The 14,276-nt window shown below is 71.7% G+C and carries 9 protein-coding genes; 1 reads left to right on the top strand and 8 read right to left on the bottom strand.

Translation table 11 applies throughout. From position 1 onward, the window contains the following. Nucleotides 1–8: 8 nt before the first annotated feature. The 4 genes from OHT01_RS36400 to OHT01_RS36385 all read right to left on the bottom strand — a co-directional run bounded on the left by OHT01_RS36400 (nucleotide 9) and on the right by OHT01_RS36385 (nucleotide 7,014). Nucleotides 9–1,259 (bottom strand): SGNH/GDSL hydrolase family protein, encoded by a 1,251-nt coding sequence (locus OHT01_RS36400; RefSeq protein WP_328557372.1) that lies wholly within the window; start codon nucleotides 1,257–1,259, stop codon nucleotides 9–11. Then, entirely contained in the window at nucleotides 1,256–3,688 is a 2,433-nt protein-coding gene (locus tag OHT01_RS36395) for a glycosyl hydrolase family 95 catalytic domain-containing protein (protein WP_328557371.1), read from the bottom strand. Before OHT01_RS36395 ends, OHT01_RS36400 begins: the two co-directional genes overlap by 4 nt. Before the next feature lie 160 nt (nucleotides 3,689–3,848). After that, the gene (locus OHT01_RS36390) at nucleotides 3,849–5,660 is read right to left on the bottom strand and encodes an alpha-galactosidase D (RefSeq protein WP_328557370.1); all 1,812 of its coding nucleotides are present in this window, start codon (nucleotides 5,658–5,660) and stop codon (nucleotides 3,849–3,851) included. Between the two features lie 175 nt (nucleotides 5,661–5,835). Continuing rightward, on the bottom strand, nucleotides 5,836–7,014 hold the full coding sequence (locus tag OHT01_RS36385) for an ROK family transcriptional regulator (RefSeq protein ID WP_328557369.1): 1,179 nt from the start codon (nucleotides 7,012–7,014) through the stop codon (nucleotides 5,836–5,838). 182 nt (nucleotides 7,015–7,196) lie between these two features. On the opposite strand from OHT01_RS36385, the gene OHT01_RS36380 reads away from it, so the two are divergent. Next, the gene (locus OHT01_RS36380; protein ID WP_328557368.1) at nucleotides 7,197–9,305 is read left to right on the top strand and encodes an alpha-galactosidase; all 2,109 of its coding nucleotides are present in this window, start codon (nucleotides 7,197–7,199) and stop codon (nucleotides 9,303–9,305) included. Nucleotides 9,306–9,362: 57 nt separating this feature from the next. On the opposite strand, the gene OHT01_RS36375 is transcribed toward OHT01_RS36380, so the two are convergent. The 4 genes from OHT01_RS36375 to OHT01_RS36360 form a co-directional block, all read right to left on the bottom strand. Then, complete coding sequence (locus OHT01_RS36375) at nucleotides 9,363–9,992, bottom strand: hypothetical protein (protein ID WP_328557367.1); 630 nt, start codon at nucleotides 9,990–9,992, stop codon at nucleotides 9,363–9,365. Between the two features lie 129 nt (nucleotides 9,993–10,121). After that, a complete protein-coding gene (locus OHT01_RS36370; RefSeq protein ID WP_328557366.1) occupies nucleotides 10,122–11,966 on the bottom strand; it encodes a GMC family oxidoreductase in 1,845 nt (614 codons plus the stop codon). Further along, nucleotides 11,963–13,345 (bottom strand): hypothetical protein, encoded by a 1,383-nt coding sequence (locus OHT01_RS36365; protein WP_328557365.1) that lies wholly within the window; start codon nucleotides 13,343–13,345, stop codon nucleotides 11,963–11,965. Before OHT01_RS36365 ends, OHT01_RS36370 begins: the two co-directional genes overlap by 4 nt. Then, nucleotides 13,342–14,028 carry a FadR/GntR family transcriptional regulator gene (locus OHT01_RS36360; RefSeq protein WP_328557364.1) on the bottom strand — a complete coding sequence of 229 codons (687 nt, stop codon included), beginning with the start codon at nucleotides 14,026–14,028 and terminating at the stop codon, nucleotides 13,342–13,344. The genes OHT01_RS36365 and OHT01_RS36360 overlap by 4 nt, the downstream gene beginning before the upstream one ends. Between the last annotated feature and the right edge of the window lie 248 nt (nucleotides 14,029–14,276).

The raw sequence follows: 14,276 nt of genomic DNA, 5'->3' as shown, positions 1-14,276 counted from the left end.
GCCTGACGTCAGCAGGACGTCAGGCTCTTCAGGTCCACCGCGTCGGCCATCGCCTGCATCCCCTTGTCGTTGGGGTGCAGGTGATCGCCGCCGTCGAAGAACGGCAGGATCAGCCGCGGGTCGTACGGATTGCGCGTGATCCTGTCGAAATCCGTCACGGCGTCGAGCGCGCCGCTGTGCCTGATCCAGTCGTTGACGCCCTGGCGCACGGCCTCGGAGGCGGCGTCGTACTCGGACCAGCCCTTGAACGGCATGACGGTCGCGCCGACGACGCATTCGCCCGCCGCGTGGGCCCGGTCGATGATCTGTCGATAGCCGGCGATCATGTCGTCCACCGTGACACCGGAATGGGCCTTGATGTCGTTGATGCCTTCGAAGAGGAAGACCGTGCGAACCCCCGGCTGGGAAAGGACGTCACGCCGGAGTCTGTTCGGAGCGGCCTGCCCGGCGCCGTCCGCGAGCACCTTGTTGCCCGAGATCCCCTCGTTCGCCACCCCCTTCACGGTGAGCCCGGACGCGGCCTGGAGCCGCCGGGACAGATAGTCGGGCCAGCGGCGGTTCTCGTCCGTGGTCGAGGCCCATCCGTCGGTGATGGAGTCGCCGAGGGTCACCACCGAGCCGACGGCCGCCGGCGTCTCCACGTCGACCGCGTCCAGCCAGTACCAGGAGCCCATCGGATCGGTCCAGTTGGCCGCTCCCTCCTCGGCCGCGTGGTCGCCCGCGGTCGCGTAGTTGGTCCGCATGGCCATGCCGTGGCCGGTCGTCGGTCCCTGGACACCGGTCACGTACAGGCTGACGACCAAGTCGCTCTGGGCGGCCAGTTCTCCGGGCAGCGGATCGCTGAACACGGTCTCGCCGGCCGGGACGGTGACGGACGCGGCCCCGCCGAACGACAGCCGCCGGTTGGAGCCGTGCACCAGTTCCGCACCCTGCTTCCGCAGCCCGGCGTACGCGCTCGCGAAGGTCACCGGGTGCTCGCCGAAGGCGTTGGACAGCCGGATCCGCATGTTCGTGCCGCCGACGCTGGTACGCACGACCAGCCGGTAGCTGCGGTCGGCGGGGCCCGCGCCCTGCCGGTCGGCACTGGCACCCCACGTGACCACGGAGTGCTTCGCCCGCGACACGGCGACGTGCGTCACCGGCGTGTCCGACGCGACACCCGGACGCGCCGCCGCCGAGGCGGTCAGGGGTCCGTAGACCGCGAGGAGCAGCGCCGATACGACGCCCACGGCGCGGCGGCGCACCCGGGCGCCGCTCATCCGAGGCCCCGCAGGGTGACGGATCCACCGGGATCGAGGCTGATCCTGTGTGAGGCACCGCCCATGACGACGGTCGTCTCGCGGCCGCCGACGCTCTTCAGCGTGGCCCGGGTCACCTTGCCGTCCTTCCAGCCGAGGTCGACGACGAAGCCGCCGCGGACGCCCACGCCGGACACCGAGCCGGATGCCGCCCAGGCGGCGGGCAGGGCGGGCAGCAGCTCGATGTGTCCGGGCCGTGAGTAGACCAGCATCTCGACGATCGCCGCTGGGGTGCCGAAGTTCGCCTCGATCTGGAAGATGCCGCGGCCCGTCTCCACCTCGTACATGTCGAAGAGGTTCATCGCACTGCCGTTGCTGCCGTCGACCGACGGCTTCAGGTTGTCGACGACCAGCCGGTAGGCGTTCTCCGCGTTCTTCAGCCGCGCCCAGCACAGGCTGCGCCAGGCGTTGGCCCAGCCGAAGCTGTTCATCCCGCGCGCCGTGAGCAGGGCGGTCGCACCGTCGAGGATGTCCTTCGGCGTGGAGCCGTCCGGCCGGATCCGGTCGCCGGGGAAGAGGCCGATGAGCGGGGAGAGGTGCCGGTGGGTGGTCTCGCCGAGGTTGTCGGGTGACATCCACTCCTCCAGCCAGCCGGTCCTGGGGCTGACCACGGGCAGGTACAGGCGCCCCCGCAGACCGTCGACGGTCCTGCGGTAGGCGGCGTCCTTCCCGAGCGCCTCGGTAGCGGTGCGGTAGTTGCCGAAGAGGTTCCACACCAGTTCCTGGGCGTACGTGATGCCCTTGGCGTCGAGAGGGCCCTGCTCGGGCGACCAGTCGCTGTCGGCGATCAGTACCTCGCGCTCGGTCCCGGACGCGTCGGTGACGGTCGTGGTGATGAGTCGGGCCTCCCAGAACTGTACGGCGCCCTTGAGGAGGGGGTAGATCTTCTTGAGGTAGGCGCGGTCCTGCGTGTACTCATAATGCTCGAACAGGCTCTGGCAGATCCAGGCGTTGCCGGCCGGGTGCCACCACCAGCCGCCCCCGCCATAGGGGTTGGTGGAGATCGCCACGGTCCAGCCGGCGATCCTTCCGCTGGAGTTGCGGTACCGGTTGCTGGAGTCGTTGAACAGCCGCTGGGTGACCTCCGTCCAGTCGGGAAGCTGTACGAGGCAGTAGTCGGTGAAGGCGTCGAAGCAGGCGGACAGGCCCGCCCGGTCGGCCATCCAGTAGTTCATCTGGAGGTTGATGTCGGTGTGGTAGTCGGCCATCCAGTCCGGGTCGTTGCCGTCCAGCCAGGGGCCCTGAAGACCCATCGGGAGGCTCCCCCGCGATCCGGAGATCATGAGGTAGCGGCCGAACTGCAGGTAGGCGGCTTCGAGTTCCGGGTCGGGGATGTCGTCCCGGTGGCGTGCCAGCAGCCGCTCCGCGGTGTCCAGTTCGCGCTGCGCGGCGGAGGACGCACCGAGGTCGATGTCCAGTTGTCCGAACACGGCCCGAAAATCGGCGACATGCGTGTGCAGCAGGGTGTTCGCCGAGTGGTCCGCCGCGTTCAGGACCTTGGCCCTGGCGAGGCGCTCCGGTGCCAGCGAGGGGTCGCGGAACTTCGTCGCCCCGTCGGGCACGTAGTTGGTGCCGCCGCTGACGACGACGGTGAGGTCCTTGCAGCCATTGAAAACGATCGACGTACCGTCGGCCCGGACCCTGCCCGTGCCGCTGTACGCGGTGACGGCGGCGCCGTACTTCAGGCCGTTGGCCAAGGAGGCGCCGAACGACGTGCAACGGCCCGCGTTGCTGGTGGTGGTGGACTCGCCGTGGGTGCCCGCGAGGGAGACGGTACCGGTGTAGGAGCCGCCGCCCTGCTGGGAGAAGTACAGGACGATGGCGTCGTCGGGGCGGCTGGCGAAGATCTGCCGCCGGTAGGTGACACCGGAGATGTCGTACGAGGTGCTGATGAGTCCCTGGGCCAGGTCGAGGGAGCGACGGTAGTTGTTGACGTTGCCCAGGTCGTGGTCGGGGAGGGCGACGGTGAGCTCGGCCAGCATCGTCAGGGAGCCGAAGTCGTCGCGTCCGTAGGGGAATTGGCCGTCACTTTGCAGCTTGTCGTTGAGACCGCCGGTCCACAGGGTGGCGTCGGTGATCATCAGGAGTTCGTCGGCGGGGTCGTTGCTCGCGAGCGCGCCGAGACGCCCGTTCCCGAGCGGCAGCCCCTGCTCGATCATCGACCCGGCGGAGCCGGGAGCCTGCCACCACAGCCGGTTCTTCGCGGCGTCGGCGGCGGACAGCATGGGCGATGCGGTGGGGCGCGGAGGGGCCGCCGAGGCGGTGAAGGCGGCCGGACCGCCCAGTGCGGCGGCCGCGCCGGCTGCGGCGGCGAGGGCGAGGAAGCCTCTGCGGCTGGGGGTGTTGTCGCGTGCTGCGATGTACTGAACGTCCACGGTCGTGCACTCCATATCCGGGAGCGGCTCATGCGGGAACGACGGCTGCGGACCGTCGGCTGGTGCGGGTCCCCGCGGGGCCCGGGTGGTGTCACCGGGCCCCGCCGGAAGCGGGTCGGGCGGACGGCGGAACTCGGTCGAGCCGCCGGTCCCGGACCGACCGCGGGACTCCGACCTACTGTGGAACGACGATCCTGTCGATGTCGGGGGCGTATCCGCCGCCGCTGTCGAAGGTGATCGTGTTGGGGCCCGCCTTCAGCGCCAGTTGGACGCTGACCGTCTCGGCCGTGCTCCAGTCTCCCGTGGAGGGGAACTTCTCGCTGGTGCCGTTGCCGCTGTCGGAGGAGACGGTCACCGAGCGGGGGTCGCCGCTGACGTAGGCGACCCGGACGGTGTAGATGCCGTCCTTCCTCACCGTGACGTCGTTGAACCGCAACGTGCCGCCGGTGTAGAGGCCGCCGACCTTCTTGCCGCCGGAGCAGGCGTCGCAGCCGGCGACCGAGGCGTTGCCCGACAGGGTGTTGGCGGCGGACTCGGCCTCGTAGCTCGTGGTGGTCGGTGTGCCGCCGCCGGGCTCGACGGTGAACAGCCGCGAGCCGTGTGCGGGCAGCGCCTCGGTGATCTTGTTCTTGTAGGTGCCGAGGTCCGCCTTGTTCCACAGGTCGCGCACGGAGGCGTTGCCGGTGAATCCGAGGGAGGCCCACTGGGCGGTGACGGACGCCGGGGAGTCGGCGAGGTTGAACAGGGCGACGGTGTGGCTGCCGTCGGCGTTCTCGGTGCCCCAGACCTGCTGGTCACCGACGGTGGTGACCGGACGCGCGACGGGCGAGTCGTTCTGGTCGACGGCGATGACTTCCTTGTCGGTCAGCAGGGAGACGCCGTAGCTGTCCAGTTTGGTGAGGTCGTCACCGGTGAACAGCGGCGACTTGTTGATGGCCCACAGGGTCATGTAGCTCTGCCGCTCGGCCTTGGTGAGGCCGTCCATCTCGCCGTTGCCGACGTCGAGGCTGTCCAGGTCGTTCCAGCCGCCCGGCCCTGCCTTGCGGCTCCACGCGGGGGCGTCCTCCCACCGGTCGTCGACCGAGTTCTCCCAGGTGACGAGGGTGTTGCAGTAGCACTCGACATCGGTGTCGATGCGCCAGCCGTCGGAGTACTTCTTCCAGTCGGCGGCGTGGCCGATGTCGAGCGACCAGGAGAGTTCGAGGTGGATCGGGCGCCCGGTGGCGGATATGGCCTTCTGCCAGGCGGCGACGTCGGGGACGTTGTCGTAGTTGTCACCGGACTTGGAGGAGCCCGGCCCCACGCCGTCCAGCTTGAGGAAGTCGTAGCCCCAGTCGGCGAACTGCCGCGCCTGCGAGTCGATGTACTTCTGCGCGCAGGGGTTGTCGAAGTTCAACTTGTAGGCGTTGTCCCAGCCGTTGGTGGTGCGCAGGTCCGGGTAGGCGACGTCGGCGGTGGTGCAGTCGGGGGCGTTCCGGACCGGCGTCCTGCCGTCGCCGTACGCCCCCTTCTCCAGGCCGACGGGCAGGTAGATGCCGGCCTTGAGGCCCTTGGAGTGGATGTGGTCGGCGACCGACTTCATGCCGTGCGGGAAGCGGACCGGGTCGGGTCTCTGGAGTCCGTACCGGTCGAAGCCCGGCTTCCAGGTCTTGTCCATCCACCATCCGGCGTCGATGTCGACGTGGTCGTAGCCGTAGTTCTTCAGCTTGGCGGCGAGGGCGTCCGTCTGCTTCAGGACGTTCGCCTCGGTGAGGTAGCTGTAGTCGCCGTCCGGGTTGAGGCCCGGATACTTCGACGACTGCATGCTCCAACTCGACCAGCCCATGTACGGCTTGGCGGCGACGGGGGTGGTGACGGGGGTCTCGCGCGGTACCGGGGTCTTGGCCTGTGCAGCCGGGACGGTCGCCGCGAGGCTCGCCGTGAGGGCGAACACCGCCACGGCTCTCAGGGTGCGTACAGGCAGGACGGAATACGGGGACAACCACATGGGTCGCGCCTCCTGTGGGGGGTCAGGGTTGGGGCGGCTCAGCCCTTGCCCGAGCCGAGGTGCATGGCTGTTCTGGCTGTTCTGGCTGTTCTGGCTGTTCTGGCTGTTCTTCAGTACGTGCTGGTCGGTGCGTGTGCCGTTGGGCGCGCGCCCGCCCCTGAGGGCGTGGCGCTCTTCAGCGCGGGTCCGTGGTGATGAAGGACTGGATCGCGGTGGCCGCCGCTCCGCGCGCCCACTCCTCGAAGGGCAGCGGCCGGGTCTGTACGTCGCAGTCCGCGGCCGAGCCGAAGGCGGCCGCGGCGAACGCGTCACGGATCTGCTCGGCGAACAGGTCGTAGGCGGCCAGACCCTCACCGGAGATGATCACGCGCTCGGGGCCCAGTAGGTTGGCCACGGTCGCTATGCCCCGGCCGATGGCCGCTCCCGCCCGGGCGTACACCTCCCGGGCGCCGGGGTCACCGTCGTGGGCGAGGGCCAGTGCCTCGGTGGCGTCGGCGACGCTCACGCCGGTGACCTCCCGGATCCGGCCGACGATCGCGGGGTCCGAGGCGATCGCCTCGACGCAGCCCCGGTTGCCGCAGTGGCAGCGGGGACCGGCCGGGTCGATCGCCACATGCCCGATCTCGCCGGCGACGCCGTGCGCACCCGCCACCACCTGTCCGTGCACCACCAGACCGCAGCCGATGCCCGCGCCGACGGTCACCAGCGCGAAGTCGGACAGCCCCACCCCGGCCCCGAACCACTGCTCGGCAACCGTCAGCGCCCGGACGTCGTTGTCGAGCGTGACCGGCAGTCCGGTCGTGGCCGCGACCAGTTCGGCGAGGGGAATGTCTCGCCACTCCAGGAACGGCGAGTAGCGCACCACCCCGGCCGCCCGGTCCACGTCACCCGAGACGGCGAGGCCGAGCCCTCGGACCTGCACCCCGAAGCCGTCCGCCTCAGTCAGCAGTTCCTGTACGAGCCCCGTCACGGAGGTCAGTACCGCCCTGGGTTCGCGGGAGGTGAGCGGAACGCGCCGGGCGACCCGGATGCGGCAGCACAGATCGGTGAGTACGGCGATGAGCTCGTCGCCCGTCACCTTGATCCCCAGGAACAGGGCCCTCCCGCCGTCGACCCGCACCGGGTTGGCGGGCCGCCCGAGGACGGGCTGCCGTGCGTCCTCGGCGATGTCCTCCACGAGGTAGCCGGCCTCGATCAGCGGCCGGACAGCCTTGGTGACCGCCGCCGCCGACAACCGGGTCCGCCCCGCCATCTCCGACCGTGTGAGCGGGCCGTGGGACAGCACGGTGGTGAAGATCTGGGAAGCGGCCGGTGTGTGGGCCGGGAACGCCTCGGTGAGAGAGGTCGAGCGCATGGCCGGAACCTAGGGCCTTTATTTTCTGCTGTCAATGAAAGAAGCAGGACTCTCCTGATGATGCTTCAGAAGGCCTCTGTGATCTGCGAATTCAGGAATGTGAGCACCCATTGACACACGATCCAAGGCCGAGGTTGGCTTTCCCTTGTCTCGTACGTGAGCATCACCGAACGCGAGGACCCATGTCGCCGATCTCCTTCGCCCCGGACACCGGGGTCTGGCTGCTGTCCACACCGCGCACCTCGTACGCGCTGAGGATCGACGGGACCGGGGCGCCCTGCCATGTCGCCTGGGGCCCGCGACTGACGCCGACGGAGGCCGGGGAGCTCGCCGGGCCACCCGCGCCCGAGGCCAGCAGCTTCGAGGGCGGGCCGCCCGTCGGGGAGGAGCTGCCCGTCGACGGCGGCACGCGCTACGGACCGCCGTCACTGCAGGTGCGGTTCGCGGACGGCTCCCGTGCCTTCGAGTGGCAGCCGACCGGCCATGAGGCCGACCGGGGCGAGCTGACCCTGTCGTTCCGTGACCGCCGCTACCCGTTGCGGGTGGCGCTCCACTACCGGGTGTACGAGGACACCGACGTCATCGAGCGCTGGACCGTCGTCCGCAACGACGGAGACGAGCCCGTCACCCTGTTCCGCGCCGACTCCGCCGCCTGGACCCTGCCGCCGCTGCGGGACTACCGGCTGAGTCGTGTCACGGGCCAGTGGTCCGCCGAGAGCCAGTTGCGCCGCGACCGACTGCCGTACGGCGAGACCGTGTTGACCAGCCGTCGCGGGATCACCAGCCACCACGCGAACCCGTGGCTGATGCTCGACGCGGGTGAGGCGACGGAGGACCACGGACGGGTGTGGAGCGCCGCCCTCGCGTGGAGCGGGAGTTGGCGCGTCACCGTGCAGCGCACCCCCGACGGGCGGGCCGGATTCACCGGTGGCCCCGGCCAGGACGGCACGACCGTGCCACTGGCGCCGGGCGAGGAGTTCACCACTCCCCCGTTCGCGGGACTGTGCACCGACGGCGGATTCGGCGCGGCCGGCCACGCCTGGCACGCGTACGTCCTGGCCCATGTCCTGCCTCATGCCGACGAGTTCGCCCCGGTGCTCTACAACTCCTGGGAGGCCACCGGCTTCGATGTCGACGAGGCCGGGCAGATGGCGCTCGCCGAGCGGGCGGCGGCGCTCGGCGTGGAGCTCTACGTCGTCGACGACGGCTGGTTCGGGGCGCGCCGCAGCGACCGGGCGGGCCTCGGCGACTGGACACCGGCGTCCGACCGGTTCCCGGACGGGCTGGCCCCGCTGGTCCGCGCGGTGCACGGGCTCGGGATGCGCTTCGGCCTCTGGGTGGAGCCCGAGATGGTGAACCCGGACAGCGACCTGTACCGCGAACACCCCGACTGGGTAATGCACTTCCCCGGCCGCCCCCGCTCCGAGCTGCGCAACCAGCTCGTCCTCAACTTCGCCCGCCGCGAGGTCGCCGACTGGGCCCACGGCTGGCTGACCCGGCTGGTCGGCGACCACGGCGTCGACTTCCTCAAGTGGGACATGAACCGCGCGTTCAGCGAGGCCGGCTGGCCCGACCGGCAGGACGGCACCGACCGCCTCGGGCCCGCTTACGTGCGCAATCTCTACGGCGTCCTCGACCGTCTTCGGGCGGACCACCCGGCGCTGCGGATCGAGACGTGCAGCGGTGGCGGCGGCCGGGTCGACCTGGGCATTCTGGCCCGCACGGACCAGGCTTGGGCGTCCGACAACACCGACGCCGCCGACCGCATGGGGATCCAGCAGGGCTACGGCCAGATCTACCCCGCCCGCACGATGGGCGCCTGGGTGACCGACGTACCCAACCAGCTCACCGGCCGTACGGTCCCGCTGCGCTTCCGCTTCCATGTCGCGATGGCCGGGGCGCTCGGCATCGGGGGCGATCTCACCCGCTGGTCCGAGGAGGAACGACGCGAGGGGGCCGCGCTGGTCGCGCTGTACAAGGAGGTCCGCCATCTCGTCCAGCACGGCAGGCTGGACCGGCTGTCGCCGCCCGCCGAGGACTCGGTCTGCGTGGTGCAGTACACCGCCTCGGACGCCTCGGAGACCCTGCTGCTCGCCTACCGGCGCGTCTCCCGTCACGGCGCGCCGAGGCTGCCGGTCAGGCCGCGCGGCCTGACCCCCGGGGGCCGCTACCGCGACGCCCGCACCGGCGTCGTGCACCACTCCACGGTGCTCCTCGAGTACGGGCTGGACCTCGACCTGCCGGCGGGCGACTGGTCGAGCACGGCGGTGCACCTCGTCCGGGAGGACTGACACTCCGTCGATGTGCCGACGGTCGCCGGATGTCGCTCTCGCCCTCCGGGGCGCCCGTCAGTACCGCTGGGCCTTCGCCAGGACCGGGGTGAGCTGGGGCTCGGCCGGCTGCCTGCTGATCACGACCGGCTGCGCCTTCTTCCCCGGTTCGAGGTTCTCCTTGCCGACGTACGCCGTCTCCACGACCTTCCCGTCGGGGTTCTTGAAGTCGACCTGCACGGCGTACGACGCCGTCTTGCCCGACTTGTTGGTGATGGTCACGACCACGGCGCGCAGCCCGCCGGTCTCCGAGGTGGGCAGGCCGGTCATGCTGACCTCGGAGGTCGCGTTGCCGCCGCCCTTGACGTTCTTCAGTTCCTTCTGCGCGGTGGCGGCGGCGCGGGCCGTGTCGGCGGAGACCGACGCCGCGAACTCCGAGGCCCTGGCCGACACCGAGGCCGCCGCCGACGACGCCCGCCCGGTCGCCGACTCGATGATCGAGGAGGCCGCCGAGGCGATGGCGGACGGCGGCGTGCCCGTGAAGTTCGACGCGTTCGGCGGGGTGGGCCTGGGGGTGACCGAGGCCGTACTGCCGCCACCACCGTTGTCCGAGCTGCACGAGACGAGAACGGATCCGCACGCGATCACGGACAGCAGGGCAGCGATACGCCGTGGTCCGCTCCGGCCGTGGGGGACGCGTCTGCTCATGGGGCTCGCCTCTTCCTGCCGTACGGGGCACGGGGACTCGTCTCTTCCTTCCGTACGGACTCCCTCATGCTCCGTGCCGCGCCCGGTGACGGCGAACCACGGGGGCCCATTGGGGTGGCGTGGACCGTGTCAGTGCTCGTTCCGTGCTCCGTCGAGCCACGCCTGCGAGATCGCCAGGGCCGCCGCCATGATGCTCACCTGCGGGTTGACCTCGGGGCAGCCCGGCAGGACCGAGCCGTCCGTGACGAGGACCCCGTGGACACCGCGGAGCCTGCCCTCGGGGTCGGCGGGTGCCCGCCGCGGATCGGAGCCCGCCGCGACCGTGCCGGTCGGGTGGAACGCCGACACGCGCAGATCGCGGGCGCCGACCGAGGCGAGCAGTTCGTCGAGCGCGTCCAATGAGCCGGCCCGAGGCGCGCCGGGGACTCCGGTGAGGACCTCCGTCGCCCCGGCGGCGAAGAGCAGACGACCCATGGCGCGTACGGCGGTCATCAGCCGGTCGCCGTCGCGCGGGTCGAGGTCGTAGCGTACGAGCGTCCGTTCCCGGCCCCTGACCTGGCCGGAGGGGTGGTCGGCGATCATCGCGCCGAGGGTCGCCAGCCGGTCCGCGCCTTCCAGTTCGCGGCGCAGTTCCCGGCCGAGTCCGGGCAGGACGAAACTGCTCATGCCGGGTGGGCTCGCGGTCGCCTCGACGAGGATCCCGCCCGCGTGCAGTTCCTCGACCCCGACGCTCTGCAGTACCCCCCGCCAGGCCGTCACCGGCTCGGCGAAGCGTCCGGCGACGCTGGTGGCCGGGTGGACGCTGAGATTGCGGCCCAGGCGGGGGTGTCCGCCCAGGCCCGAGCGGCGCAGCAGCGGCGGGGTGGACAGGGTCCCGGCCGCCGCTACGACGAGGGGGCTGAGGATCTCCAGTTCGCTGCCGTCGGGGCGGCGCACCCGGACCCCGGCCGCGCGGGGCGGGCCGGGAACGTCGTGGTCCACGAGGATGCGGCGGACCCGGGCGCCAGTGACGATCCGGGCGCCGGCGGCGCAGGCGTCGGGCAGGACGGAGAGCTGCACACTCTGTTTGGCGCCGGTGGGACAGCCCACCACGCACTGGCACGAGCCCTTGCAGCCGGGGGCGTTGCGGCGCAGCGGGGCGGCCCGCCAGCCGAGCCGCTCGGCGCCGGCGAGGGCGAGCAGGCCGTTGTTGCCGAGGACGTCGAGGGGTTGGGGCGCGACGCGCAGGGTGCGCTCGGCCTCGTCGAGGAAGCGGCCGAAGCCGTCGGCGAGTCCGAACCCGAAGGTGCTGCTCCAGCGCGCCAGAACGTGGTCCGGAGTCCGGTAGCAGGTACCGGAGTTGACCACGGTGGTGCCGCCGACGGCACGGCCGACGGGCAGCAGGATCGGCGGGCTGCCGACGGCCACCGTGGCGCCGCCGTCGCGGTACAGCTCGGCGAACCGGTCGAGTGGTGCCCGGCGGCCGAAGGACGCCGTCGAGTGGTGCCGGCCCTCCTCCAGGACGACCACGCTCAGTCCGGCGCGCGCGAAGGTCCGCGCGGCCGTCGCGCCGCCCGCGCCCGATCCGACGACGATCACGTCGGCGCTGCTGCGGGCGGGCCAGTCCTCCGCCGGAGTGCAGTCGAGGGGCGGGTCCGGCGGCGCGGTCACGGGCGAGGCCGCGGCCGGTGTCCGTTCGGTGCCCGCGGCCAGCAGTACGGGCACCTTGAGGAGATCCAGCAGCGGGGCGAGCCGAGGCCGTGCGGCCAGCGAGCGGAGTACGTCCTCCCGTTCGCCGGGGCCGAGGGCCGCCAGTCGTCTTCCGGTGCGCGCCACGGCGTACGTGTCCAGGGCCGCGACGGCGGTGCGCACCCCGGCGCGGGCGGCCAGGGGCAGGGAGGCGAGCACCGCGTCGAGGCGGTGCGGCACCCGGGCGGCCCACTCGGCGCCGCCGTCGTCGGCGAGCAGCGCGGCGACGAGCCCGTCGGCGGTCACCGTTCGCCCGCCTCGGCGTGCGCGGTGCCGTCCAGCACCCAGGAGGACTCCGGGCGCCAGTGGCCCCACCAGCGCTCCAGGACGATCCGGGCGTCGGCGGCCTCGCTGTTGCGGCACAGGGCGCGGGCCCCGTCGGGGTCGCGGTATTCGAGGGTGAGGGTCCGCTCGGCGGGCTGGTTCACCTCGACGCGGATGCGGCGCAGCGCCGTTCGGCCGGTGACCGTCCACTCGGGCAGGCCGAACACGGCCTTGAAGCGTCCGGCTCCCAGCCGGCCGATCGCCGAGCGCTCCGGCCGCCGCGGCCAGGTGCGGCCGCTCCGGCGCAGGCGCAGGAAGACGAGCGGGGGCAGGCGTCGCAGCGCGGGCCGGCCGGACACGGCGGCGACGATCTCCAGGACGTCGCCGTCGCCGAGGTCCGCGTGCAGCCAGGTCCACCGGTGCGCGTTGCCGTGCCCGTAGATCCGGGCCGAGGCGCCGGGAGCGCCGCGCAGGTTCAAGGTCGTTCCCTCGTACGTGAATTCGCCGTCGTACGTGGATCGGGCGGCCGGGAGCATCTGGGCGGCGGGCAGCACGGGGCGCCGCCATGACCAGCGGGGGAAGGTGAACAGCGCCGGCGCTTGCGGCTGTTCGGTGAGCTTCCAGCGGAAGTCGCCGGCACTGCCGGTCAGTTGTCCGGGCGTACAGCTCACCGTCCCGGTCGCGAAGCCGTCCGTGGGCCGGGTCCAGGGGACGGGCCCGAAGCGGGCGTGCCGCACCTCGTCGTCGCGGGGGAAGACCGCGGCCCACCCGTGGGCGAACGGCTCGGATCCGTCGGTAGGCGCGACGAGTTCGTGGTGGAGCCAGACTCCGGTGCCGCTCGCCGGGTCGGTGACGGTGGTGTACCAGACCTCGGTGCGGCCGGGGGTGCCGTTCCAGCGCGGCGCCGAGTGTTCGGCGGGGTCCTGGCGGCGCGGAAAGCGGAAACCGAGCAGGAAGGGGACGAGTCCGGTGGTCACCGGGAAGCGCAGGACGCCCTCGCCCACCCGTGCGTCGCCCTCGTACAGGGTGAACGGCAGGACGGTCATCGAGGCGAGGGGGCGGCGCGGGGTCACCGACTTCCAGCCGTCCAGGGTGAGGCGCCGCCCGCCCGCGGTGAAGGTGAGCCGGTAGCGGATGCGCCGCCGGGCGATCGGCGACACCTCCAGCTCGCCCTCGGCGTGGGGGTCGTCGGCGCGGCCGGTGATCCGCGCCCGGCCGGTCAGGCGGGCCTGTGTCGTCCGGTGCGGGAGCAGGACCCGGTCGGCGGCGGCGCGCAGGTCCAGCCGGATGCGCCGCTCCCCCGGTTCGCCGTCGAGGCGGACGGTCCCGAGCATGGTCTCGGTGAACACGGTGCCCCTCACGCGAGGCCCTCCAGCATGATGCGCTCGGTGACCCGCAGATAGGTGTCGGCCGCGGTGTGCGCGCGCCGGGCGTCCTGGTCGGTCACGGCTTCCACGACGGGCGCCAGCCTCTGGTGGGCGGCCTCCGGGTCGGTGAAGGGGCCCTTCAGCAGGGAGCGGACGGGCAGGTAGGCGTTGAAGAGGGTGTTCGTCAACAGGACGTAGACGCGGTTGCCGGTGGCGCGGGCCAGCGCGCGGTGCACCTCCACATCGGCCAGTTGCACCGCGTCGGCGCCCTCGGCCCGTCGTACGGCCGCGAGCAGCGCGCTCAGCTCGGCCCGCTGTGCGCGGGTGCCGCGCTTCGCGGCCCGCTCGGCGATCAACGCGCCCACCCCGCGCCGCACTTCGAACACCTCGCGCACCCAGGTCGCGTCGTGCCGCACGAGCATGGGCAGCAGATCCGCTCCGCCGAGCCGGGCGTAGTCCCGCACCCGGGTCCCGACCCCGTGCCGGGTCTCCAGCAGCCCGGCCTGTACGAGCCGCCCGAAGGCGTGCTTGAGCGTGGTGCGCGTGACCCCGTACCCGTCGGCCAGCCGCCGCTCCGGAGGAAGGTAACTCCCCGCCGGATGGCGGCCGTCGAGTATGTCCGTGCGCAGCCGGTCCTCCAGGACGTCCACGATGGTCTCGCGCGGCAGAGCCTCCACGGTTTCCCCTTCCGGGCAACTGGCTGAGTGGATGAGCCACTGAACCAGTGGGGTCTGCCGGGGTCAATCCCCTCGACAGCGTTCCGCCCGAACTCGCCTGGAGTGAAAGCAAGTTGGACCGGACCAACTTTGTATGAATCGTTGACACGCACGTTGCCTCGGCGCAATCCTGAGAGCGCTCTCAAGAGGAAGCGGACGGTCTTCGTCCGCGGGATTCCCACCTCGCTGAACCCCCACATCTAGGAGGC

It is taken from the genome of Streptomyces sp. NBC_00358, from assembly GCF_036099295.1.
Classification (GTDB): Bacteria; Actinomycetota; Actinomycetes; order Streptomycetales; family Streptomycetaceae; genus Streptomyces.
Note: the sequence above shows the minus strand (reverse complement) of the source record. Positions and strands in the feature narration are given on the sequence as shown.

Excerpts from the sequence above, each read along its gene's own strand:
- OHT01_RS36385 (WP_328557369.1), bottom strand. The coding sequence starts at position 7,014 with ATGCGCTCGACCTCTCTCACCGAGGCGTTCCCGGCCCACACACCGGCC.
- OHT01_RS36375 (WP_328557367.1), bottom strand. The coding sequence starts at position 9,992 with ATGAGCAGACGCGTCCCCCACGGCCGGAGCGGACCACGGCGTATCGCT.
- OHT01_RS36390 (WP_328557370.1), bottom strand. The coding sequence starts at position 5,660 with ATGTGGTTGTCCCCGTATTCCGTCCTGCCTGTACGCACCCTGAGAGCC.
- OHT01_RS36395 (WP_328557371.1), bottom strand. The coding sequence starts at position 3,688 with ATGGAGTGCACGACCGTGGACGTTCAGTACATCGCAGCACGCGACAAC.
- OHT01_RS36400 (WP_328557372.1), bottom strand. The coding sequence starts at position 1,259 with ATGAGCGGCGCCCGGGTGCGCCGCCGCGCCGTGGGCGTCGTATCGGCG.
- OHT01_RS36380 (WP_328557368.1), top strand. The coding sequence starts at position 7,197 with ATGTCGCCGATCTCCTTCGCCCCGGACACCGGGGTCTGGCTGCTGTCC.